Annotated in this window: 27 protein-coding genes and 5 pseudogenes; 1 reads left to right on the top strand and 31 read right to left on the bottom strand. The window is 45.2% G+C overall.

All coding sequences use genetic code 4. The features are described from left to right. Window positions 1-82 precede the first annotated feature (82 nt). From infA to CSH31_RS03425, 26 genes and pseudogenes are all read right to left on the bottom strand, one after another. Entirely contained in the window at window positions 83-295 is a 213-nt protein-coding gene (gene infA, locus CSH31_RS03550; RefSeq protein ID WP_127943020.1) for a translation initiation factor IF-1, read from the bottom strand. Further along, window positions 288-1052, bottom strand: coding sequence for a type I methionyl aminopeptidase (map, locus tag CSH31_RS03545; protein WP_201736479.1), 765 nt, complete (start codon window positions 1050-1052; stop codon window positions 288-290). The genes infA and map overlap by 8 nt, the downstream gene beginning before the upstream one ends. Continuing rightward, on the bottom strand, window positions 1045-1596 hold the full coding sequence (locus CSH31_RS03540) for a nucleoside monophosphate kinase (RefSeq protein WP_161565547.1): 552 nt from the start codon (window positions 1594-1596) through the stop codon (window positions 1045-1047). Before CSH31_RS03540 ends, map begins: the two co-directional genes overlap by 8 nt. Further along, complete coding sequence (secY, locus tag CSH31_RS03535) at window positions 1590-2885, bottom strand: preprotein translocase subunit SecY (protein ID WP_345775200.1); 1296 nt, start codon at window positions 2883-2885, stop codon at window positions 1590-1592. Before secY ends, CSH31_RS03540 begins: the two co-directional genes overlap by 7 nt. Window positions 2886-2980: 95 nt before the next feature. Next, complete coding sequence (gene rplO / locus CSH31_RS03530; protein WP_128008850.1) at window positions 2981-3418, bottom strand: 50S ribosomal protein L15; 438 nt, start codon at window positions 3416-3418, stop codon at window positions 2981-2983. Further along, window positions 3393-3914 (bottom strand): annotated as a pseudogene (rpsE, locus tag CSH31_RS03525) (30S ribosomal protein S5); the annotation flags it as partial. The gene rplO and the pseudogene rpsE, both read right to left, overlap by 26 nt. A 185-nt stretch (window positions 3915-4099) precedes the next feature. After that, window positions 4100-4453 (bottom strand): 50S ribosomal protein L18, encoded by a 354-nt coding sequence (gene rplR, locus CSH31_RS03520; protein WP_127943015.1) that lies wholly within the window; start codon window positions 4451-4453, stop codon window positions 4100-4102. An 8-nt stretch (window positions 4454-4461) separates the two neighbouring features. Continuing rightward, window positions 4462-5002, bottom strand: a pseudogene (gene rplF, locus CSH31_RS03515) (50S ribosomal protein L6). Window positions 5003-5011: 9 nt separating this feature from the next. Continuing rightward, complete coding sequence (gene rpsH, locus CSH31_RS03510; protein ID WP_127943013.1) at window positions 5012-5413, bottom strand: 30S ribosomal protein S8; 402 nt, start codon at window positions 5411-5413, stop codon at window positions 5012-5014. Between the two features lies 1 nt (window position 5414). Next, window positions 5415-5702: a 30S ribosomal protein S14 gene (gene rpsN, locus CSH31_RS03505; protein ID WP_127943012.1), complete on the bottom strand. Its 288-nt coding sequence runs from the start codon at window positions 5700-5702 to the stop codon at window positions 5415-5417. 9 nt (window positions 5703-5711) lie between these two features. Further along, complete coding sequence (gene rplE / locus CSH31_RS03500) at window positions 5712-6260, bottom strand: 50S ribosomal protein L5 (protein ID WP_127943011.1); 549 nt, start codon at window positions 6258-6260, stop codon at window positions 5712-5714. Next, window positions 6261-6571: pseudogene (rplX, locus tag CSH31_RS03495) on the bottom strand (50S ribosomal protein L24). 7 nt (window positions 6572-6578) lie between these two features. Next, complete coding sequence (rplN, locus tag CSH31_RS03490; RefSeq protein WP_128008849.1) at window positions 6579-6947, bottom strand: 50S ribosomal protein L14; 369 nt, start codon at window positions 6945-6947, stop codon at window positions 6579-6581. Then, complete coding sequence (gene rpsQ, locus CSH31_RS03485; protein WP_127943008.1) at window positions 6947-7213, bottom strand: 30S ribosomal protein S17; 267 nt, start codon at window positions 7211-7213, stop codon at window positions 6947-6949. The genes rplN and rpsQ overlap by 1 nt, the downstream gene beginning before the upstream one ends. A 3-nt stretch (window positions 7214-7216) precedes the next feature. Next, complete coding sequence (rpmC, locus tag CSH31_RS03480; protein WP_128008848.1) at window positions 7217-7603, bottom strand: 50S ribosomal protein L29; 387 nt, start codon at window positions 7601-7603, stop codon at window positions 7217-7219. Between the two features lie 3 nt (window positions 7604-7606). Next, entirely contained in the window at window positions 7607-8035 is a 429-nt protein-coding gene (gene rplP, locus CSH31_RS03475; RefSeq protein WP_127943006.1) for a 50S ribosomal protein L16, read from the bottom strand. Continuing rightward, entirely contained in the window at window positions 8013-8687 is a 675-nt protein-coding gene (gene rpsC / locus CSH31_RS03470; protein ID WP_127943005.1) for a 30S ribosomal protein S3, read from the bottom strand. Before rpsC ends, rplP begins: the two co-directional genes overlap by 23 nt. 3 nt (window positions 8688-8690) lie before the next feature. After that, on the bottom strand, window positions 8691-9032 hold the full coding sequence (gene rplV / locus CSH31_RS03465; protein WP_127943004.1) for a 50S ribosomal protein L22: 342 nt from the start codon (window positions 9030-9032) through the stop codon (window positions 8691-8693). Beyond that, the gene (rpsS, locus tag CSH31_RS03460; protein ID WP_127943003.1) at window positions 9029-9304 is read right to left on the bottom strand and encodes a 30S ribosomal protein S19; all 276 of its coding nucleotides are present in this window, start codon (window positions 9302-9304) and stop codon (window positions 9029-9031) included. Before rpsS ends, rplV begins: the two co-directional genes overlap by 4 nt. Next, window positions 9304-10149 carry a 50S ribosomal protein L2 gene (gene rplB / locus CSH31_RS03455; protein ID WP_127943002.1) on the bottom strand — a complete coding sequence of 282 codons (846 nt, stop codon included), beginning with the start codon at window positions 10147-10149 and terminating at the stop codon, window positions 9304-9306. The genes rpsS and rplB overlap by 1 nt, the downstream gene beginning before the upstream one ends. Next, complete coding sequence (gene rplW, locus CSH31_RS03450; RefSeq protein WP_127943001.1) at window positions 10139-10684, bottom strand: 50S ribosomal protein L23; 546 nt, start codon at window positions 10682-10684, stop codon at window positions 10139-10141. The genes rplB and rplW overlap by 11 nt, the downstream gene beginning before the upstream one ends. After that, entirely contained in the window at window positions 10684-11625 is a 942-nt protein-coding gene (gene rplD / locus CSH31_RS05060; RefSeq protein WP_128008847.1) for a 50S ribosomal protein L4, read from the bottom strand. Before rplD ends, rplW begins: the two co-directional genes overlap by 1 nt. A 623-nt stretch (window positions 11626-12248) precedes the next feature. Further along, window positions 12249-12971 (bottom strand): annotated as a pseudogene (gene rplC, locus CSH31_RS04685) (50S ribosomal protein L3); the annotation flags it as partial. A gap of 45 nt (window positions 12972-13016) precedes the next feature. Then, window positions 13017-13322 carry a 30S ribosomal protein S10 gene (gene rpsJ, locus CSH31_RS03435; RefSeq protein ID WP_127942998.1) on the bottom strand — a complete coding sequence of 102 codons (306 nt, stop codon included), beginning with the start codon at window positions 13320-13322 and terminating at the stop codon, window positions 13017-13019. 248 nt (window positions 13323-13570) lie between these two features. Beyond that, window positions 13571-15880 carry an endopeptidase La gene (gene lon / locus CSH31_RS03430; RefSeq protein WP_127942997.1) on the bottom strand — a complete coding sequence of 770 codons (2310 nt, stop codon included), beginning with the start codon at window positions 15878-15880 and terminating at the stop codon, window positions 13571-13573. Window positions 15881-15976: 96 nt separating this feature from the next. Continuing rightward, window positions 15977-16630: a hypothetical protein gene (locus tag CSH31_RS03425; RefSeq protein WP_161565718.1), complete on the bottom strand. Its 654-nt coding sequence runs from the start codon at window positions 16628-16630 to the stop codon at window positions 15977-15979. A 99-nt stretch (window positions 16631-16729) separates the two neighbouring features. On the opposite strand from CSH31_RS03425, the gene CSH31_RS03420 reads away from it, so the two are divergent. Next, the gene (locus tag CSH31_RS03420; protein WP_128008844.1) at window positions 16730-18337 is read left to right on the top strand and encodes a CTP synthase; all 1608 of its coding nucleotides are present in this window, start codon (window positions 16730-16732) and stop codon (window positions 18335-18337) included. Here CSH31_RS03420 and CSH31_RS03415 read toward each other — a convergent pair. The 5 genes and pseudogenes from CSH31_RS03415 to CSH31_RS03395 all read right to left on the bottom strand — a co-directional run bounded on the left by CSH31_RS03415 (window position 18334) and on the right by CSH31_RS03395 (window position 23335). Then, window positions 18334-19692, bottom strand: coding sequence for an MATE family efflux transporter (locus CSH31_RS03415; RefSeq protein WP_127942994.1), 1359 nt, complete (start codon window positions 19690-19692; stop codon window positions 18334-18336). The genes CSH31_RS03420 and CSH31_RS03415 overlap by 4 nt on opposite strands. A 25-nt stretch (window positions 19693-19717) precedes the next feature. Then, on the bottom strand, window positions 19718-20017 hold the full coding sequence (locus CSH31_RS03410; protein ID WP_128008843.1) for a hypothetical protein: 300 nt from the start codon (window positions 20015-20017) through the stop codon (window positions 19718-19720). Between the two features lie 67 nt (window positions 20018-20084). Then, a pseudogene (gene deoD / locus CSH31_RS03405) lies at window positions 20085-20785 on the bottom strand (purine-nucleoside phosphorylase). 3 nt (window positions 20786-20788) lie between these two features. Beyond that, window positions 20789-21706, bottom strand: a complete 918-nt coding sequence (locus tag CSH31_RS03400; RefSeq protein WP_127942991.1) for an ABC transporter permease — start codon at window positions 21704-21706, stop codon at window positions 20789-20791. Further along, window positions 21707-23335 carry an ABC transporter permease gene (locus CSH31_RS03395; RefSeq protein WP_127942990.1) on the bottom strand — a complete coding sequence of 543 codons (1629 nt, stop codon included), beginning with the start codon at window positions 23333-23335 and terminating at the stop codon, window positions 21707-21709. Window position 23336 lies beyond the last annotated feature (1 nt).

Here is a 23336-nt window from a genome sequence, read left to right as displayed (position 1 = left end):
TTCAAGCGCGGAAAAATGCCTAAATAACTGTTTTATTCTATCATAAAAACTAGTCATTAATCATAAAAAACTAGATTTTTTTCTAATGTCGGTAAGTAATCCGACCACGGGTTAAATCGTAGGGCGATAGTTCAATTTCAACTTTATCTCCCGGTAAGATCCGAATGTGGTGAACGCGCATTTTTCCGGAAATTGTCCCGTGAACCGTTATTCCGTTTTCAAGCTCCACTTCGTACTCACTCATTGAATGAGCCGCTTTGACCACGCCCTTAACACGAATTGCGTCTTTAGCCATCTCCATCACCCCCTTCTTGTGTCAAAATAACCGCTTGGCCATTCTCAATTAAAATAGTCTCTTCGTAATGAGCCGTTAACTTTCCGTCGCTCGCCACGACCGTCCAACCATCATCTAAAACTTTGACGTCTGAACTAGATTGCAAAATCATCGGTTCGATGCAAATCGTCATGCCATCGCGTAGGAGCGGACCGCGTCCCGCTAGACCGTCGTTAAAAATGGAAGGGTCTTCGTGAAGCTGAGTTCCGATGCCGTGACCGCTGTAATCAGTTGGCACAGTTAACCCTTGACCGCGCACGTAAGAGCCGATCGCGTGTTCCACGTCACCAACCCGAGCACCTGGTTTAATCGCATCTACTCCGCGTCAAAAAGCCGCCTGAGCAACGGCAATTAATTTTTGAGCCGCTGGACTACTTTGACCAACTTCAACGCTAAAAGCGCTGTCGGTGTGGTAACCTCGGTATTTCACGCCAACGTCAATTTTCAGTAGGTCACCCCTAACTAGGGAGCGAGAAGTAGGTAAACCGTGGATCATTTGCTCGTTGACGGACGCGCAAATCGTTTTAGGGTAGCCTTGGTATCCAAGAAAACTCGGCTGACCGCCTAGTTTAGTAATCATTTGGCTGGCCAGTTTGTCCAGCTGCTCGGTGCTCACGCCCGGCTTAATTTTTTCACGTAAAACGCGTTTAACTTTGGCCAGAATTGCACCCGAACGGCGCATAAACTCAATCTCTTGAGATGACTTAATGCTAATCACGCTCAAGCCTCGCGATCAAAGACGCAAAATTCTCGTCTTCGCTCCCGCTTGTGTCAAGTTTAAGTACCGTTTTATGAGCTTCGTAATAATCAACTAAGGGCTGAGTTTGCTGGCGGTAAACTGCAATTCGCTGCCTAATTGTCTCGGGGTGGTCGTCAGCACGACCACGTTTAATTAGACGTTCAATAATTACGTCAATCGGTGCATCTAACCAAATCACGTGATCAACCTTGATTCCCTCATTTTCTAGAAAATGCGCTTGGTTAAGCGTGCGAGGATAGCCGTCTAAAATCACACCTTGACCACGACTGTGACTAGACTTAATCGCTTGGTAAATGACTTGGTTAGTCAAGTTGTCATCTACGTAAGCACCTTTGTCTAACGTATTCTTAATTGCTTGTCCTAACTTGGAACCGCTTTTGACAGCCTCGCGAAAAATTTCACCCGAGGAAATGTGTTTTAAATTGTAGTGAGCAGCCAACTGTTTAGATAAAGTCCCTTTTCCAACCCCAGGGGGTCCAAGAAAAATAAAATTACCTATCAAAGTAGACCACCCGATTTTCCATCCTCACTGTCGATGGTTTTAAGCACTTGCTCACGAGCACGGGAAATAGTTTGGGTCGTGTCACGAGCTCGAACGTGCTCAAGCGTTTCAATCGCAACCGAAACTAAAATGATTAGCGAAGTACCACTAATTGTAAAAGGTTGGGGAATGCCAAGCATTTGTTCAATGAAAGGAACCGAGGAAATGATGGACAAATAAAAACCGGAAAAAACGCTTAGTCGCATCACGATTCCCGTTAAATACTTTTCGGTTTCTTGACCAGGACGAATGCCTGGAATGAAAGTTCCGCTCTTTTTAAAGTTCTCTGTCACCGTGTAAGGGTTAAAAGTGATTAGGCTCATAACAATCGAAAACACAAAAATAATCAAAATGAAAATGCCCAGTCCCAGCGGATCAGTTAAACGAAGATGATTTTCTATTCACTGACGAGCTGGATCTTGGTGGTGCAAAAAACCAGTGATTGTTAGCGGCAAAAGTAAGATGGTCATCGCGAAGATGACAGGCATGACACCCGCTGGGTTAACTTTCATCGGTAAGTGCGACATTTGTTTGACATCGCGCGTCAAACCGCTGCCCGTTTGTTGGGTTGGGATGTGACGTTCAGCTTTGTGAAAGAAAGTAACGATGAAAATTAAACCGGCAAAAATGCTAAAGTGGACGATGAAATTCATGCCACCAACAAAAGAGCCGCCTTGGCTAGTTGAAACAAAGTAGCTGTAGGCAAGTTGGATTTTAGCGGGTAAGTCGGCCGCGATACCTGAGAAGATAATCAGCGAAATTCCGTTACCGGCTCCGCGGGAAGTAATTTGCTCGCCCAAGAAAAGCGAAAACAAGGAGCCCGCCAAAAGAATCAAAGGAATCACTAGGTACTGGTACCATACGTTGTCAGCCGGCGACAAAAGCTCAACGTGCTGACTAATGCGAAACTGTTGAATAACTGTCATGGCCTGGACAATAGCAAAGCAAATGGTTAAAATCCGGGTCGTAAAAGCTATTTTGCGTTTACCGACCGGTCCCGAGTGGGCTAGTCGGTAAATAGCCGGAAAAGCCTCCGACTGGAGCAACGTCATAATGATCGAAGCCGTAATGTAAGGTGAAATACCGAGCGCCACAATCGAAAAGTTCGAAAGTGCGCCGCCGCCAATTAAATTAAGCATACCAATCAGCGAGTTTGAATTCTCAACTAAGTCTTGGTTAACTTTGACGATCGGAATCGTAATCGTGGCCGCGATTCGGAAAATTGAAATTAACAAAATCGTGTAAAGAATTCGCTTGAGTAAAGTTTTGTTTTTAAAGTAACTGCGAAAACTAAAAAACCCGTTCGCGAAAAAACGTCCGACTTTTGCAGCGCTAGTTTCATGCCCTAAAGCACCTCAACCTTGCCGCCAGCTTTTTCGACCGCTTGGCGAGCAGTTTTGGAGATCGCATTAATTTTTAAATTTAATTTGTGAGTCAGTTTGCCGTTGGCTAAAACTTTGACCGGTAAAGTGGTTGAAGCAATTAGACCAGCTTTTTTAAGAGCTGAACGATCAACCTCAGCCCCGACCGGAAATTTCTTGCTCAGGTTAGTGAGCGAAACAATTTGGTATTCCACGTGGTTAACATTTTTAAACCCGCGTTTAGGTAGGCGACGAAACCACGGGTTTTGACCACCCTCAAAACCTGGCCTGGTTGAACCACGCTTGTTTTGACCCGATTGACCACGGCCAGCTTGTTTACCACGCCGACCCGCGTGACCTCGGGCTACGCGAATTTTTCGTTGGCGTGCGCCTTCTTTAGGTTGGAGTGTGTGCAGTTGCATGTTTTTCACCTCCCTGTTTTTTATGTTTGAAATGGCTAACGTTAAGACCGCGCATTTCGGCGATTTGTTCGACTGTGCGAAGTTCAGAAAGAGCTTTGATCGTCGCTTTAATCGCGTTAGTTTTGGAACGCGAACCAAGACTCTTCGTGTAAATGTCTTTGTAGCCAGCTAACTCTACCACGGCGCGAACTGCGCCCGAAGCGACAATACCTTTTCCGCGCGGTGCCGGCTTAACCATCACCCTGGAAGCTAAAAACTTGGCGCTTTGAACGTGGGGAACTGTTCGTTTGTCAATGATCGGAACTTTAACTTGTCTTTTGCGAGCGTCTTTAATTGCTTTTTTAATCGCGTCGGGTACTTCGTTAGCTTTGCCATGACCCCATCCAACGCTGCCTTTTTTATCTCCGACGACTACGACGGCTGAGAAACTAAAACGCCGTCCACCTTTAACCACGGTGGTGACGCGGGAAATATCAACGACTTTTTCGCTAAATTCAAGTGAGTCGTCTTTCATGCGGGAACGAAAACGACGTTGTGGACCGCGTTGACGGTCACTGCTCGCTGATTTAGCGGCGGGCTGAGCGTGAGTCGGACGCCGGCGACCAGCGGTCGGAATCCGGAAATCTTTGGACTCGCTAGATAAAGGTGTTTTTGGCTTAAGCGGCTTAGTTTCTGACATAGTTAGAATTTTACTCCTTTATCTCGGACAGCATCGGCAAAAGCTTTGACTTTACCGTGGTAAATGTACCCTGAACGGTCAAATACCACTTTTTTAACTCCGAGCTGAACAACTTTTTCACCTAGAATTTGACCAACCTTGGTAGCGCCTTCTAAGTTTGCCCCGTGTTTGAGTTTCAGTTGGCGAGTAGATGCGTAGGCAAGCGTTTGGCGTTTATCATCGTTAATTAGTTGTCCCTCAATGTGGCGCAAAGATTTAAAAATGCTCAGACGCGGCGCTTCGGCACTGCCGTGGATTTTTTGGCGGATTTTTAAGTGTTTCCGCTTGCGATAATAGTTACGACTAGTTGTTTTCATAAACACCTCTACTTGCTGGCAGTCTTGCCTTCTTTACGACGAATTTTTTTCGTCTTTGTACATGATTCCCTTACCTGAGTACGGGTTGGGACGGCGCACTTGGCGAATGATAGCCGCCATCTGCCCGACTCTTTGTTTATCAATTCCGCTCACAATTACAATGCTTGGCTTGGGAACTTCAATTTTAACATCAGGAAAAATGTCAAGCACGATCGGATGCGAGTAACCAACGCTAAGCGTTAACTTCGAACCTTGCAAGCTAGCACGGTATCCAACACCCTTAATTTCAATCTCTTTCCGAAAACCAAGGTTAACACCGTCAAGCATGCTTTTAATTAGCGAGTTAGTTGTTCCGTGCAGTTGTTTGGTTGACTTTTCTTCGTTGGCGCGGCTAGTGACGAGCAGATTTTGGTTGACGCTAACGGCAATTAGCGGCGAATGATCTAACGTTAGCGCGCCTAATTTGCCTTTGACTTCAACTGTGGTTCCGCGAATCAATACTTCGGTTTGATCGGGAATAGTTAAGATGCGGTTTCCTACTCTAGACATATTTTCCTCCTACCAAACGTAGGCGATAATTTCTCCGCCCACTTTCCATTCTCGCGCTTGACGATCGGTTACAATTCCCCGCGAGGTTGAAACGATCGCCGTTCCGTAGCCAGACAAAACGCGCGGTAATTTGTGGTAGCCAGCGTAAACGCGTAGCCCTGGTTTAGAAATCCGTTTTACGCCCACGATTACCCGCTGGTCACCGCGGTATTTAAGTCCCACGACCAGTTCCTTGCTGACACCTTCACCACGTGATTCATAGTCGGTAATAAAACCTTCGTCGCGTAAAATGGTGACGATTTGGTGTTTGATTTTGGAGTAGGGAATCGCGACGGTTTTGTGTTTGCGTTGGTTGGCATTTTTAATTCGAATTAACATGTCACCGATTGGGTCAGTTATGATTCCGTACATACTATCAGCTCGCTTTCTTCACGCCCGGCACTTTGCCTTCGTGAGCTAGGGTGCGAAATTTAATCCGGGAAACGCCAAAACGACGCATGTAACCCCGTGGCCTTCCGTCAAAAGCATCGCGATTACGGATCCGGATGTAGGAAGAGTTAGGGCTCATTTTGTTCAGTCTTAGTTGAGCGTCTTTATCGCCTTTTTTAGCTAGCGCCCGAAGTTCTGCCCGCAAGTTGTAATTGATTTCAACTTGCTTAATTCGTTGGTTATTTCGAGCAATTAATGATTTTCGTGCCATACATCCTCCTTAGGAGCGACCTTTCTTGAAAGGCAATCCGAGCAAAGTTAAAAGCGCTAGTGCTTCCTTTTGATCGGATGCGGTTGTGACGATAATTACGTCTAAACCTTTTATTTTGCGAACTTTATCGAAATCAATTTCCGGGAAAATAATTTGTTCGCTAACTCCAAAAGCGTAGTTGCCTTGCGAGTCAAACGACTGGGGGCTAAGACCACGGAAGTCGCGAATCCGCGGAATGACAATGTCAATCATTTTCTGTAAAAAGTTTCACATTTTATCGCCCCGCAAAGTTACTTTAGCCCCGACTGGCATACCTTCCCTAAGTTTTCAAGAAGCGAGTGATTTTTTAGCTAAAGTTAAGACCGGTTTTTGGCCGCTAATTAAAGTTAATTGCTCAACCACTTCATCAACGGCTTTAGAGTTAGCAATTTCGTGACCAACGCCCATGTTTAGAACCAGTTTGGATAAACGGGGAATTTGCATCGGCGAACTGTAGTTAAACTGGGCTTGCAAATCCGGTTTAACTTTTTCGTGGTACTGCTGACGAAGATTGTTCATCTAAATTTCCTTTCCGGTCCGTTTACTAATGCGCACCTTTTTTTGGTTGTGAATTTCAAACCCCACTCGAGTTGACTGACCATCTTTGCCCTTAGTAACTAGAGCGATGTTGGAAATGTCAATCGAGCTTCAAACTCAATAATTCCGCCTTCGGCGTTAGTTTGGGAAGGTTTAGCGTGTTTCTTGACTACGTTAACTTTCTCAACTTTGGCGCGTCCTTTTTTTCAATCCAACGAAATAATTGTGCCGCGGGTCCCCTTGTGTTTGCCACTCAAAACTATTACCTGGTCATTTTTTCTTAGTTTTCTCATAACTCTCCTAAATTACCTCGGGGGCCAGCGAAATAATTTTGCCGTAGCCTCGATCGCGCAGTTCTCGTGCAATTGGACCAAAGACACGCGTTCCACGCGGAGTTTTGTCGGGTTTGATAATTACGACCGCGTTATCATCAAATTTAATGTGGGTGCCGTCTTTGCGACGTAGTCCGTACTTAGTGCGAACTAACACGCCTCTGACGACTTGCCCTTCCTTGACCATGCCGTTAGGAATCGCTTTTTTAACCGAGCAAACGACCACATCGCCAATGTTAGAAGTTTTTTTAACCGATCCGCCGATGTTGCGAATGATGCCAACTTCCTTAGCGCCGGTGTTATCGGCCACTTTAGCACGACTGAGTTCTTGAACCATTACTGATCACCTACCCTTGGCTGCAAAATTTTGACTAAGCGAAAAGTTTTAGTTTTAGAGTAGGGACGAGTTTCAGCGATTTGAACTTGGTCGCCCAGTTTGGCGCTTTCGTTTTCGTCGTGAACCGCAAACTTCTTAGTCACTTTAAAACGTTTCCCATAAATCGGATGCATTTGGTATGTGTCAACCGCCACAGCTAACGTTTTGCTGTTTTTGGTGGAGACAACCGTTCCAACTAGTTGTTTACGACGGGTGTTTCTGTTCATGCTTTACTCCTTTGCTCCCGATTTAGACTCGGCTGGTTTACTTTTACGAGCGGGCTTTTTCTTAACTGATTTTGGTTTAGCTGACTTAGTTGCGGCTGACTTGGAAGATTTTTTGACTTTGGAAGGTTTTTTAACTTTAGTCGCTCTTTTTTTGGCGGCCTTTTTCTTGACCGGAGCGGCCTTGTCTTGGGTTTGTTCTGGCTTGTCTTGACGTTGGGCGATAATCGTGAACACACGAGCGATGTCGCGTTTAACTAACTTAATTTTGTGCGGTTGGTCCAGTTGACCAGTGGCGTTTTTAAAGCGTAAAGTAAATAGTTCGGCTTTAAGATCGTTAATTAAACTACGTAGTTCGGAAACTGATTTGCTTTGTAACTCTTTAACTTCCATGATCTACTCCTCTCCCGCACTAGTTGGACGCGTCAAAATTTTCCACTTAACCGGCAACTTGTGCCCGCCTAATCTGAGAGCCGCCAAAGCTATTTCGGGGTCAACTCCCAGCACCTCAAACATAACCGTGTATTTCCGCACAACTGCGACCCATTTTTCCGGGCTTCCTTTTCCTTTACCCATACGAACACCGATTGGTTTAGCGGTTTTAGACAAATGCGGAAAAATGCGGATAATTACTTGTCCTTCCCGGCCCATCCGGCGGGTAATCGCGATTCGAGCGGCCTCGATTTGACGCGAAGTAACTCAAGCAGCGGTTTGAGCTTGCAGACCAAATTCACCAAATTCAACCTTGTTACCCTTGGTAGCGTTTTTCTTATCCGGGTAAATGTTGTGCGGCTTGCGGTACTTAGTTCTCTTGGGTTGCAACATTGCGAGCACCTCCTAACCACGGTGCGCGTTTGGAAATCCAAACTTTCACGCCGATCGTCCCGTAAGTAGTGTTGGCGTTAGCGGTGGCATAGTCAACGTCTTGGCGAAGAGTGTGAAGTTTCATTTCGCCTTCGGCGTAGCCCTCAGTCCTTGCCATGTCTACGCCGTTTAGTCGACCGGCTACTGAGGTTTTAATTCCCAGAGCGCCGTTACGCAAAGCTTGTCGAATGGCAAACTTTTGCACCGCTCTAAACGAACTTCGGTTTTCAAGTTTAGTCGCGATGTCCTCAGCCACTAAACGAGCACTTAACTCGGGTCTTTCGATTTCCTGTACGTCAAGACTAATTTTAAGCGCGCGATTTTTGAGGTACTTAACTAAGTCGGTGTGAATCTTTTTGAGGTTGTCTCCGTTTGAACCAATTACGATCGCCGGCGTAGCCGTGTGAATACGAACGATAATTTGGTTGGTTTGAGTTCGCAAAATTTCCACTTGACCAATTTTGTAAGTTCTCACTTGGCGGTCAAAAAAGCGGTGAATGCGCTGATCCTCAACTAAGTTTTTTACGTAGTCTTTTTTGTTGGCAAACCACTTGACGTTATGGGGTTTAGTGATGCCAAAGCGAAAACCATTTGGATTTACTTTTTGTCCCATCGCTTACCTCTCCTCGATTTCAATCGTTAGTCTTGATGTGCGTTTAAAAATTTTGAAAGCCCGACCGCGTCCTCGGGGTTGGAATCTTTTCAAAGTTGGCCCTTCGTCAACTAAAACTTTGCGCACAAAAAGTTTGTCGGCGTTTAGTCCGTGGTTGTTAACGGCGTTAGCCACGGCTGAGTTGAGCAGTTTAATAAAAATTGGGGCCGCTTTTTTCCGAACGTTTTGCAAAGTGGTCAACGCTTCACCGATTGACTGACGCCGGAAAGTATCGGCCACCAGACGTGCCTTGCGGGCTGAAATACGTTCAATTTTCACGTGAGCTCGAGCTACTTTAGTCATTATTTCTTACCTTTGTCTGCGCCGTGACCACTAAATGTGCGCGTCGGTGAAAACTCGCCCAACTTGTGGCCGACCATATCTTCGGTAACGTAAACATCAATGAATTTACGACCGTTGTGAACTTGGAAAGTCAGACCAATAAAATCGGGGAAAATCGTGCTCCGACGCGACCAAGTTTTAATCGGTCGTTTCGGCGCTTTACTTTCAAGAATTGCCGCTACTTTCTTAAGTAAGTGGTGGTCAGCAAACGGACCTTTCCGGAGTGAACGTGCCATTATTTACGCCCCTTTCGTTGACGAATAATTAGTTTATCGGAAGCTTTGCGAGTTTTACGAGTTTTGACACCGAGCGCTTTTTTACCTCACGGAGTCATCGGACTTTTGCGCCCAATCGGTTGACGTCCTTCACCACCGCCGTGAGGGTGATCGTTCGGGTTCATAGCTGAACCGCGCACGGTTGGGCGAATTCCGCGGTGACGGTTGCGACCCGCTTTACCTTGGTCAACCAGCGAGTGCTCTTCGTTGCCGACTGTTCCGATTGTTGCCCGGCAACTTGCTAAAATTCGTCTCACTTCGCCAGAACGCAGTTTTAAAGTCACGTATTTTCCGTTTTCATCTTTACCAAGAATTTGAGCGTCTAAACCGGCTGAGCGGGCAATTTGACCTCCGCCACCCGGGTAAAGTTCCACGTTGTGAACAAAAGCTCCCTCGGGGATGCTTTTCAAAGGTAAAGCGTTACCAATTTTAATGTCAGCGTCGGGTCCCGAGACAATCGTTTGACCCACTTTTAAATCACGGGGTGTTAAGATATAACGTTTTTCACCGTCTTGGTAAACGACTAACGAAATGTTGGCTGAGCGATTGGGATCGTACTCGATCGTTTTAACTCGGGCCGGGATGTTATCTTTGTTGCGTTTAAAGTCAATGAAGCGGTACTTACGCTTGACTTGACCGCCGTGGTGGCGAACGGTGATTTTCCCGCTGTTATTACGACCGCCGGTTTGTTTTTGTTTACCAAGCAAAGATTTTTCCGGGCGTGAAGCAGTCAAGTTGGCGCGGAAATCTAAACTTGTCATGTTGCGGCGGCCATTAGTCACCGCGCTGTATTTCTTAAGCGCCATCTTGACCTCCTGAGTCAGGTTTTTTTGTTTCCTTGTCAGCCTGTTCTGGTTTTTGAGCCGGTTTAGCAGGTTTTAATTCCTCGGCCTGCTTAGTCTTGGACTCAGCTGGCTCGTCTGCTTTCTGCGGCTGTTTTTTCTGGGCTATTTTAGCGGCTGCCCGCGCTTCAACGTCGCTAGCCTGTTTAGTTGGCTCGCCTGACTGGGATTTAATGTTTTCGTCAACCGCGGCAGTTGGAGCAGTTGGCTGGGCATCTTTATCCTCAGGGAAAATCGCGATAGAGCCTTCTTTAAGCGTAACAATCGCTTTTTTGTAACCTGGTTTAAAGCCGGCAAAACGACCCATTTTCTTAGGCTTACGGTCAACTTTAATGATGTTGACTTTTTTAACTTTGACGTTAAAGATAAATTCCACGGCGCGCTTGACTTCGGACTTGTTAGTGCGAGGGTCAACGGCGAAAGTGTAAATTTGCTGAGCCATTTGGCGGTAAGTTTTTTCGGTCAAAACCGGTGACTTAATTACTTCTGAGACATGCATTAGCTAGCCATCCTTTCCAAACTAGTTAAAGCATCGGGTGAAAAAATGACCGCGTCGGATCCGATGATTTGACTGACGTGAACCGAATTAGGTTTGACGATTTGGCAATCAGGTAAGTTGCGCAGCGATAAAGCCAATTTTTCGTTTTCGCCCACAAAAAGTAGCTTGCGCATTTTGTCGTCTAGCGCTAAGTTGGCAAGTTGTTTTAAGAAGTTTTTGGTTGACGGCTGAGCGATTTTAAAATCGTGAACAAAAACCGCTTTTTGTTTAGCCTTAAGAGTCAAGGCCGAGAGAAAAGCCAGTTTGCGCACTTGTTTGTTGACTTTGAGTTGGTAGTTGACGTTAGGAGTCGGTCCAAAGACAACTCCGCCGCCCACTCAAATTGGCGAACGATTAGAACCAGCTCGGGCTCGTCCGGTTCCTTTTTGACGCCATGGCTTAGCTCCGCCACCGCGAACCTCGGCACGGTTTTTCACTTTGTGAGTGCCTTGTCGCTGGCTAGCCCTTTCCGAAAGCACCACGTCAAAAATCGCTTGCCGATTAACTTTCACCGCGAAAATGGCTGGTTTTAAACCGCTGGCTGGTTGAATTTTAGATCCAGAGGTAGTCGGCGTTGATTTAGTTTGTGGCTTGGGAGCGCTTTCTTTGGCTGCAGGAGTTGAGGAAGAAACTTTTGCGGTCGGTTGAGTTGGGTGTTTTTCTGGCGTTGAGACCGATTTTTTCGCCGTTTTGTGATGCGTGTCAAAAGCGTGTTTAGGAGCAACTGAAACATCCTTTGGCGAGTGATGACTTTTCAAAGATTTATCTTTATGCTCGCTAGTTAGTGGTTGAGCCGTTTTGACCTGAGTTGGTTGGGTCTTTTTAGTCTCAACTGGCTTTGAACTAGCAGAGCTTGGTTTGCTCTGCGCTGGGTGATCTTTTTTAACTTGTTTAGAATTCATTACTCACCACCTTTAGGCTCTTTAGCTAGATCATCCGTTGGCTTGTCTGATTCAGTTTCGTCTTGACCTTCAGACTCAGTTGGCGCTTGGGAACTATCGTCCTCCTGGCCTTGACTCGGCGTTTGAACAGCCTCGGCGTTTGAAGCTAAGTTGCTGGCGGGTTTATCGCTTGGCGCGGTCTGTTCAGACTGAGCTGGATCAGTTTTTTGCTCTTGCGTTTGAGCATCGCGACGGACGGGAGTTTTTTGATCGGGTTGACTTTCGTCGTTAGTTTGATCGTCCTGAGGTTTTTCTTTTTCTTCTTCAGGACCGCTTTTTGCTTGCGGCTCGGCTGGGCTAACAATTGGCTCGGCAATCTTAGCCAATTTAGCCTGAGCTTCTTGCAACAGTTTTTCCAAAGCTGCCAGTTTAGTTTGACTGCTTTTGACTCCTTCGTGGTCTTTCTCGCTTTGTTGTTTGGCACTAAGTTCTTTAATTTGGTCAATTTCGTTAGTCAAATTTTTAATTTCGTCGCGCAGTTTTTTCTCGGCCGGACTAACATGGGAAAGAGCCTCTTCTTGCTCACGAACTTTTTCAGCCGCGGCAATCGCTTCCCGCATTTGTTTAACGCTCATGTCGGTGTTAATCTCGGCTCCAACTTTTTTGGCTTCCTCAAGCAACTTGTTTTTCAAAATAGTTTCTTGAACGTTAACTAGTTCTACGCCTGCCCGGTTTTTAAGACCCTTAACTGCTTGGCGAACCAAAACGTAACCTTTGGTTGGACCTGGAATTGACCCCTTAACTAAAAGGAGATCATTTTCAGGGTCGCTGCTAATTACTTCTAAGTTTTGAACTGTCACTTGCTGGTGACCCATGTGACCCGGCATGTTCATACCCTTAATAACTTTGTTGCCGCTAATGTCACCGAGCGAACCAGTTTGGCGGACGGGTTTAGAACCTCCGCCGCCTCCGTGAGACTTAGGACCAATCCGTTGGTTATGACGTTTAATTGCGCCGGCAAAACCTTTGCCTTTACTAATGCCAGTTACGTCAACAAGTTCTCCAGCCTGGAAAATGCTGGAATCTACTTGGTCGCCTAACTGGTAACCTTCCATGTCGCGAATTTCCCGAACAAACTTTTTGGGTACCGTGTTAGCTTTAGCAAAGTGACCAACTAGCGGTTTTTTATGAGTCGATTTTTTTCGATCAAAAGCGCCAAGCTGGAGAGCTTGGTAGCCGTGTTTTTCGGTTTCTAAGACCGCGCTAACCACGTTAGGCTGGACTTCAATAACGCTAACGGGGATGGCTTGTCCGTGTTGACTGAAAACTTGGCTCATTCCAACTTTTCTGCCTAATATACCTTTCATGTTTCTCCCATCGGTCCGCTTCCAAAGGCGGACTTGTTTCAACTACTACTTAAAATCAACTTGGATTTCCACGCCAGAGGGAACTTCCAGTCGTTTGAGCGTGGTCAATAATTTTTCGCTCACACTACTTAAAACGATCAAACGTTTGTGAGTACGAATTTCAAACTGTTCACGCGACTTTTTGTAAATGTGCGTCGGACGAATAACAGTAAAAATTTCTTTCCGAGTTGGCATTGGCACTGGGCCAGACACTTTGGCGTTTTCTTGCTCGGCAACGGTGGTGATTTTTCGGGCCGCTTGGTCAACTAACGCTGCTTCGTAGGCACGAATTTTAATCTTCACTTGCGACATGTTGTCTCCTTTTGTTCTTGAACAGAACCGGCTCCGTATTAACTCTTGATCCGCCTAGGACAACTATTTTGGGCGTATCAACAACCTAATACCTCAAGGCCGTTAGTTGCTTAATTATTATATAGACTTTAAACCAAGGTTGGAAAAAAACTTTTTGCCCAGTTTTGCCCCCTATTTAACGCTGAAAAGTTGGTCAAAAAAACGCGCTCAACCAGCGCGCTAATTAACTTTGGAAAACTGATTTAAGACTAAGAAGAAAAGATGTGCTCAAAAACTTCGTTGTAATTTTCAACCGGAATAATTTGGGCATACTGGCGAACTTTTTTGGCTAAATCTTCGGTGTCCTTTTGGTTAAAACGAGGGATGAAAATTCGTTTCACGCCCGCTTCAACCGCGCCGAGCGATTTCTCTTTTAGTCCTCCGATCGGCAGAATTTTTCCGCGCAAAGTAATCTCACCAGTTAGGGCGATGTCTTTGTCAATCGGTTTGTTGAGCAAAGCGGAAATAACGGCGGTCGCAAAAGCGATTCCGGCCGAAGGTCCATCTTTAGGCATTGCTCCCTCGGGAACGTGAACTTGAATGGTGTTTTTTTCAAAGTCAAAATTAATGCCAAACCGTTTTGAGTTAGCTCTGATGTAACCAATCGCGATGTTAAGTGACTCTTTCATGACGTCGCGAATCGAACCTGTCAACTTAATTTCGCCGTTTTTAGTTGGGTATGTGGTCACCTCAATCGGCAACAAACCGCCGCCGACGGCCGAGTAATACATGCCGTTGACTAGACCAACCTCGGCGCGTCCTTTCAGTTTTTCTTTGTAAACCGTCTCTTGACCGAGAAACTCAGTTACCACTTGCTGATTGACGTGAAATTCTTCCTGAACTTTGCCCTCTAACTTTTTAACGACCACTTTCCGAGCCAACTTACTCATGATCCGCTGAAGTTCTCTGACACCAGCTTCTTGGGTGTATTTATCAATCACATACTCAATCGTGCGGTCAGAAATGTTGAACTGTTTTTTGGTGAGTCCATTTTCCATAATCGTACGGGGAATGATGTGCTGTTTAGCAATCTCCAGTTTTTCCTCTGAACTGTACTGGTTCAGACGAATGATTTCCACCCGGTCAATTAAAGGAGCCGGGATGTTTTCTAAGTAGTTAGCAGTCGCGATAAACATGACTTGGGAAAGGTCGTACTCCAACTCTAAGTAGTGGTCTTGAAATTTGCGGTTTTGCTCAGGATCAAGCACCTCCAACATCGCCGAAGTGGGGTCGCCTTTGTAGTCGGAAGACATTTTATCGATCTCATCAAGCAAAATAACGGGGTTAGAAGTTTGGGCTTTTTTAACCGCTTGAATTATTTTGCCCGGCATCGCTCCGACGTATGTGCGGCGGTGACCGCGAATCTCGGCTTCATCGCGCAGTCCTCCGAGCGAAACTTTAATCACTTCGCGACCGATTGCTTCGCCAATCGAGCGCGCCAAGGAAGTTTTTCCAACTCCGGGAGGACCAAGCAAAGTAATAATTGGGGCGTGAGAATTTTTGGTGTTAATTTTAACCGCCAAGTACTCTAAAATCCGTTCCTTAACCTTTTTGAGACCGTAGTGGTATTTATCAAGCACATGCTTAGTTTTTTGAATGTCTTCGTTATCAACTGTGAAAGTTTTCCAAGGCAGTTTAATAATTAGTTCAATGTAACTCTTAATGACGTTAGCTTCGGCCGAAATGGGCGGAGTCGACTCGTACTTTTTAATTTCTTCCAAAGCTTTAGCCCGAACTTCTCCGGGGTATTTTTTGTCCTCAAGCGTTTTCTTCCAATCTTCAATTTCGGTGTCTTTGGAAGAAATTTCTCCGAGCTCTTCCTTAATCGCTTTCATACGTTCGCGCAGAAGAAACTCTTTCTGTTGGCCATCAAGCGTTTTCCGAACCGACTTATCAATGTCTTTGTCAATTTGGTTAATTCGCGACTCTTCTTCTAAGTGCTGCAAAATTAATTTCAGCCTTTTAGAAACTAAGGTAGCTTCCAAAATTTCTTGTTTTTTCGGCAGTGCAATTGGTAAGTAATGGGCGATCACGTCGGCTAACTCGCCAGCCGAAATGCCCGAGGCTAACGAAGAGAGAACGTGCTTAGGAATGTTAACCATGCTCCCGACTACCGCGTCAAGTTTACGGGAAATTTTAGTTACCAACGAACCTTCATCACCCGTTTTGCTTTGGCGGTCTTTGAGAACGCTAATTTCGGCTTCCACCAAAAAACCTTCGTTCAAACTAATCTCTTTGATCCGCACTCTTTTTAGACCGGTCACGGCTAAAGTTTTGGCGTTAGTTTGGTGTTCGCGTTCAACTTTGATCGACACCAAAGTCCCCACGCTAAAAAGGTCGGCTTTGCCGCCAACTTCGTTTTTGAGAATGTCGCGTTGGGACACCAAAACTAACTGGTTGTTAAACTTGGAAATAGCGATGTCAATCGCGTTGAGCGAAGACTTGCGACCAACATCTAACGAACTCGTGTAACCGGGAAAAACGATTACTCCGCGAGTTGTTATAACAGGATATTTCAATGGGCACCTCTTTTAACTTTAATTTTAACTGCTTAGGCGTCTTTTGAATTAATTATACCAAAATTAGCAGACTAGTGTCCAGAGTGCTAAACGATTTTATCCAGCGTAATAACCGCGCAAAATTTTAGCCAGCGGAAAGTAAAGCGTAAAAACTAGCCCAAACTTACAAAAATTGCCAACTCAGTAAGCAACCAAAGTTCCCGCCCAGTAGTTAGGGATGCCAAAGTAAAAGGGGCTAATCTGATCAAAAACGCTAATGGCCGCCGCGAGCGTGGGCGAAGAAGTGATGCCGTAGTAAAAAAGGTAAATGGGTAAAAACAAAGTCGCGTTCAAATAGCTGGCTAGAAAACAAATGCTGACCAAAGTCGCCAAAATGATGAAAAGCATTTTTAAGTTGTGGTTAACCACATTTCTAAAAACAAACGAGTAAAGGTACATCAGCAGCACGAGCAATGTCTCCACAAACAGCAAAATTGCGTGACCAATTAAAGTCGCAAGCGTGAAAGAATCGATCAGCGTTCCCAAGATGCCTCTTAATACGAGCAAAAGCAAACCAAAATACCAACCGGCAAAGTAAAAGACCGGCAAGATGAAAACGAGCGAAAAATTAATTTTCATGTAGGCAAAAATCGGCATGAAACGTTCGCAAAACTGAGCCAGTAAAACTAGACCGAGCATAATACCGCTCAAAGCAATCTTCTGGACCAAAGTTCGGTTTCGAGTTTGGCGGGAGCCAAAAAATGCTCGCAACGTTCACCCTCTTTCCATTACATTCTACGAGAAAAATCGTGGTTAGGTCAGCCGGTGTGTCCAGTAAAATGATTTTGTAGCTATTTTGCAAGGAGTGCCATGCCTTTAAAACGTACCAAGTTCTTATTTGTCACGGGAGGAGTTGTATCTGGTTTAGGAAAGGGTGTCTCAGCCGCGGCGCTGGGACGTTTGCTTAAAGCCCGCAATTACCGAGTTTTTGTGCAAAAATTTGACCCCTACTACAATGTCGACCCCGGCACGATGAGTCCTTACCAACACGGTGAGGTTTTTGTAACTGTTGACGGTGGTGAAACCGATTTAGACCTTGGCCATTATGAGCGGTTTATCGGCGAAACTTTTACCAAAGATTCTAACTACACACAGGGCAAGTTAATGCAAGAGTTGCTTGAAGAAGAAAGGCTCGGAGTTTACCACGGCAAAACAATCCAGGCCATTCCCCACGTGACCGATAAAATCATCCACAAAATTGAACAAGTTGCGCTTAGCTCTAAAGCCGACTTTATCATTACCGAGGTGGGCGGAACGGTCGGAGACATCGAATCGCAACCTTTTTTACAAGCTCTGTGGGAGTTTTCCCATCGCTACCAGGGGCAAACTTTTTTAATTCACTGCTCGTTTATTCCTTATTTAAAAGCCTCGGAAGAATTTAAAACTAAGCCGACTCAACACTCGGTGCGCGAACTTCACGCGAGCGGTTTGTCGCCTAACATGATTCTTTTGCGAGCTAATTCGGCTATTCCAGCTTCAATCGCCGAAAAAACAGCCGCACTAACTTTTGTCAAGCGCGACCATTGCGTGCCCGTGCCTGATGTGGATAACATTTATAAACTGCCACTTTACTTTGAAAAACTTAACTTAGCCAAATTTATTTTGCAACACTTTGGCCTACCTTGTCCACGACCCGATTTAGCGGACTGAAAAAAATACGTCAAACTAATTAACGCACCAAAACACAAGAAAGTTCGCATCGCAATGGTTGGTAAGTACGTCGAACTAGAAGACGCTTATAAATCAATCGTCGAAGCGATTAACATTTCGGCTAACTATGCCCACTGCGAAGTGGAACTTGTTTGACTAGCCTCAAGCTCGCTGCTTGACGAAAAAACGATCGCCCAGCGTTTAGAAGGTGTTAGCGGTGTGATTATTTTGCCCGGCTTTGGTAAACGCGGTTTTATTGGCAAAGTTGCCGTCGCCCGCTTTACGCGACTACGCAAGTTGCCAACGCTCGGCATTTGCTACGGTTTCCAAGCGATGGTGATTGTTCAGGCTCAAGAACTCCAAATTCCCAATCCGACCAGCCGAGAAATTTCGCGCCAAGGAACTTTTGTGATTGATTTAATTCAAGATAAAAAACACCACCGACTGGGCGGGACCTTAAGACTGGGTCGTTCAAAAACCAAACTAGTCCGTGGATCGCGCGTGAGCCAAATTTATGGTTCAACTCACGCTTACGAACGCCACCGGCACCGCTACGAAGCTAGTCCGCAGTACGTTGAGCAACTCAATCAAGGTGATTTTCTCTTCTCAGGTTTTGATGAACAAACCGGTCTAGCCGAAGTGTGCGAAGTCAAAAGTCACCCTTTTTACATCGGCGTCCAAGCTCACCCCGAGTTTGAAGCTAATCCGCTGCATCCCCATCCGCTCTTCCAAGAATTTTTGCGCGTAATTAGTAAGAGCAAACCTTAGCGGTGACTAATGGTAATGTTGCGTAGTCAACGCCGGCGGAAAAAGAAAGGTAGCGAAACGCTAAAAACACCTAGCGAATGGAGTAGTTGGGTTAATAGGTAAAGTCGCTCAAACGAAATATTAGTGAAATGGGCTAATAGGCTAGCGAAGGGAAAAACAACGGCAATCACGTAGTAACTGTTTAAAAAAGTTGAAGCAAATGAAAATCCGCCCGCCTCTAGCAGCGAAAAAATGTAGACTCCGCAAATAATAAAAACGATCAAAAATGCTTCCACGATAATCATCGTCTGGGCAGCGCTAATTTCATTGGCCGAACTCAGGCCAACCGCCCTAGGCAAGAAAAAAGCGAGCGGTAAAGTGGTTAGGCCCAAGATTAGTCCAAAAACAAAAACGATTAGCAACATTTTCCGCGATTCGTCGTAAGCTTGGTCAAATTGATTGTTCGCCATTCGCCGTCCGATTAAAACTTTTGAGGCGGTGCTAAAACCAGGGAAAGTTGCCCACAAAAGTCCGTTAATGGCATAACCGATCCCGACCGCTTCGCTAATATCCGGGTAATTGTTAGTTCAAACCGCTGTTTTAGCCACTAGTCCGAGTGCAAGCGCGACTTGACTAGTAATAATGAGGCCGCGCCTGGCCATTGATTTAACTAACTGAAAATCAAATCTTCACCAATTTCAACCAAACCAAACAAACTTCCGGTTTTTCCAAACAAAAATAAAGACGAGCATTAGTTCTAAAAAACGAGCCAAAATAGTTGAAAGGGCAGCGCCTGAAAGGTCAAGTTTCATCCAATAAAGAAAAACCACGTTAAAGAAAATGTTGACCGTGAGCGGCACGAGCGAAGAATAAAGTTGGTAGCGCGGTTTGCCAATCGTGTTAAGCGCGCCAATGAAACTCATCGTAACCGCGTACATGACATGGCCAATCGTCAAAAGCCGGAGATAACGGGCAGCCACGCGTAAAGTGTAGGGGTGGTCAATGAATAAACCGAGCAGTCTTTCGGCAAAAATGTTGAGAAAAACCACCGTTATAAGAGCGGCCCAAAAATTGGTAAGCGTTTTAATTTTGTTAGCCGCTTTAAACTTACGAAACATCTTAGCTCCGAAAAACTGGGCGCCAAAAATGTCACCAACTAGACCAATCCCCAAGTTGATACTCATCGCCACATGAAAAATTTCCGTCGTAATTAAAACGGTCGTGAGCGGCTGTTCAACGTCCTCAATCCAACCGACCATAAACTGATCGACAAACGAGACCGAAGTGACTAACATTTGACCAAGAGCGATCGGAATAATTAGGCGTAAAACATGGTGGGCAAATCTCCGTTTCGGTAGCCACGAACTTAACTTCATTAATAACTTGATTATACAAGTTTGCTTATCTTTTAAAGTTGAACCGACTAATTAAACCGTTGATTGGTCAGGCGAACATGACCGTCAAAATTACCGCGAAAGCCCGGACCCAAGTTGGTCAAAAACTTGAGACTAAAATGACGGCAAATGCTAATGCCAAGGGCAAACTAAAACGAAGCGCATCAAAACTAATTAAACCTAAGTAAACAAACAAAAACGTCGCTAAAAAAGTGAAAATCACTAAACCAAATGCGGATAAATACAAGTACCCGATCGGAATCTGATACTTATTGTCGTTTCACTCAGGAAGCCAAAAATAAAACATTAAAAGCGCTGGTCCGGCGACAAAAACCAAGCTAAACAGAGCATTCATCCAACTTTTAATTCGCACTTTATTCGGCTAACTCAAGCCCTAAACGCATCATGTCTTGGAAAGCTTGCTCACGGTTTTCGGGCGAAGTTTCCTCGTTAGTAATTAAGTTGTCGCTAATTGTCAAAAGGCAAGCCGCCTGACGGGAAAACTTACGCGCGATGGCAAAGAGCATCGCTGCTTCCATCTCAACGCAAATCGCTTGCGTCTGGGCAATTCTTTCTTGGAGCGGAATTACCGAGTAGAAAACGTCGGAAGTGTGGATCGGACCTTCAACCAAGTTAATGCCCACTTTGAGAGCGGCTTGGCGAATTTTTTCGTTCAGAAGTTCCGAAGGGTAAAAAATTTGCTCTTCCACGCCCAAAATGTTCAATCCGTAACTCGTTGATTCGCTGTAGGCACTAGTCGCCAAAACAACTTCAAAAAGACGGAGATTTTTTTGGTACGAACCAGCCGAACCAATCCGAATAATTTTTTGGACATCGTAAAAATTAAACAACTCATAGGCATAAATTCCGATTGAAGCTTGACCCATGCCCGAAGCGCAAATTGAAATCATTTTCTTTTTGTAACGTCCGGTGTACATGAGCATGTTGCGCAAAGTGTTAACTAGACGAACATCTTGGAGAAAATGTTCGGCAATGTACTTGGCGCGAAGCGGATCACCTGGCATTAAAACTACCGGAGCAATGTCATTTTTCTAGCTTGGATGTGCGGAGTCATAAATTACCTGCCTTGAATTGAGTAAGGAATCCCGAGTGATCGGGGAGCTCTGGAATGACGTGAGCTGAAAATTAAGACTAACGTTGACAGTAGGTAAGGAATCGTGTGCAGTAAATCGGTTCCCTCAATGGTGTTAAGCACCGGAATCAGCGTTGCATTGTTAATTATGGCATAAATGGAACCAAAAATAATTGATCCTAGCAGAATCAACGACGGTTTTCACTGACCAAAAATCACCAGCGCAACCGCTAAAAATCCGGCTCCCTGAGTCGTGCCGTGAAAATACCCGGATATGTTTTGGGCGTAAATCGCGCCGGCTAGGGCGCTAAAGAAAGCCGAAAAAACCACCGCTTTAATTTGAATTCACTCAACCCTGACACCCAAAGTAGCCGCGGCGTCGGGGTTTTCCCCGACCGCTTTAATTAATTTGCCAAACTTAGTGTAGTTGAGCACGACAATGACTAGACCAATCATCGGTAAACCCAAAAAGACTGCGATGTTAAAAATTCAAACAAAACTTTGGTTATTCTCGCCTAGCGTTCAAAGGTAAGGTTGCATTTCGATCTCGCTAGTTTTTTTAAGTTTGATTATAAAAAACGAGATAGCCACAGCCAGTGCATTAAGCGCGATACCGGCGATAGTTTGGTTAGCTTTAAGTTTGACCGTCGCCAGCGCGTAAATAATCGCAAAAACGCTGCCAAAAAGACCGGCCAACGGGAAGAGCAACCACTGGTAAGCTAAAATGTTTTTCACGCTCGGCAAATTGGCAAAGACTGCGTAACTAATCGCGCCAATCGTCATAAATCCCTCGATTGACAAGTTAATTACGCCTGCCTTCTCGCTGACCATGCCGCCAACCGCAGCTAGGGCAAAAATAATAATAATTGAGACAAGCGCTCCGATCACAATCACGCTAACCATTTAGTTCACCGCTCCGATCCATCAATCGTAAAGTTTGGTTTTCTCTTCAAAAAAGCGCTGCTTAATTTTGACTCTTTCCTCAAGGTCATCAGCGTGGGCTAAAGCGTGGCGATACTGTCAAACAAGCTGTTGACAAAGCGTTTCGTATTTATCAAGACGGGTCAAAACTTCAAAGCGGTGTTGACCTTTGAGATCTTTAATTTCAATTCGGTATTCACGCCGAAGTTGGTCGCTGTTAGACCCGATTAAATGCTCGGTCTTGCTTTGGTAAAGTTGGTTGATTTGGTTTAAACGAGCGTTTTTGGTCGCTAAATCAATTTGATCCTTTTTAAACAAACTCTCAACTTGAACTACTTCGGCACTCCATTGCCGCTGCAAAGCGACGAGTTTTTGCTTGTTAAGACGGATTTGATCCCGAAGAAGTTGTGCCCGAGTGTGGTAGATGCTCTTAATTTGGGCTCGCTTCTGGTAGTAAATTTGCCTTTGACGCTTAACTCAATCGGATCTACCTAGTCTAATTTGCCTAACTAAGATTTGACCAATGTTAAAACGCGTGAAAGAACTGGCTAAAGCGGCGGTAAAAATGATAATTGCCAGACTAAGCTGAGCCGTTTCGCGGACCACGTTGCCACCAGCTTGGGTCACAAAGGCTTGGCCGCTGTAAAGAGTTCCGTAAAATAAGCCGGCTAAAATTGAACCAAGCGGCGAAGAAAAAGCTAACAAAGTAACTGTGATAGCTTCAAAAGCAATCGTAGGCAAAACGTGTCCCATCCGCGGAATCCGACCCTCTAAGGTGCAGTAGTTAAGAAAACCGGCTAGGCCCGCTAAGGCACCTGAAAGCACCATCGCCCAAATAATCATCATCTTGGCATTGATACCAGCGTAACGAGCCGCGGTTGGGCTTAGCCCGTTAGCGCGCAATTGGTAGCCAAAAGTCGTGTAACGAAACACCAAAAACACCATCAAACTTAACAAAATAGCCAAACCTAGAATAATTAGAAAATCCCATGAATCGCGTCGGGTGGTAAATCCCATTGACGGATGAATCGCAATTGTAGAACCCGATACATCTTGGTACTGAGGTAAAGCCACAATCCATTTAACGATGAAAAAGAAAACCCAGTTTAACAAAATCGTGGAAACGACTTCGTGAACGTTGAAAAAAGCTTTTAAAGCGGCTGGAACAAGGGCGCAAACCATTCCCACGCCGCTTGAAAGCAAAATTAAAAGCGGTAAAGCGGCTGCCTTAGGTAAATCAAGGTGAATGCCAACTAAAACGCAAATCGCTCCGCTCATCAAAAACTGCCCCGTGGCTCCAATGTTAAAAAGACCAGTTTTGAAGGAAATGCCGATTCCCGTGCCAAGCAAAATGAAAATTGAAATCGTCACCATAGTTTTGTTGAAATTAATCGCGTGAAAAGGCGCGGTAAACATTCTGTAATAGCCAACCCAAGGGTCACCGCCTGCGAGCAGAATTGGTAAAAGACCGATCGCTAGCCCGATCAAAATCGCAATTAGCGAAGCTCTTACTTTGGACCAAGCGCTGCGTGAACCATCGCTGTTGATGAGGCGAATTAACTGTAAATGCCAAGGTCAGCGTTTTGATGTTTGCTCGCTCTTAGTCTTCATC

It is taken from the genome of Mycoplasma sp. ATU-Cv-508, from assembly GCF_004011945.1.
Classification (GTDB): domain Bacteria; phylum Bacillota_I; class Bacilli_A; order Mycoplasmatales; family Metamycoplasmataceae; genus RYZV01.
Note: the sequence above shows the minus strand (reverse complement) of the source record. Positions and strands in the feature narration are given on the sequence as shown.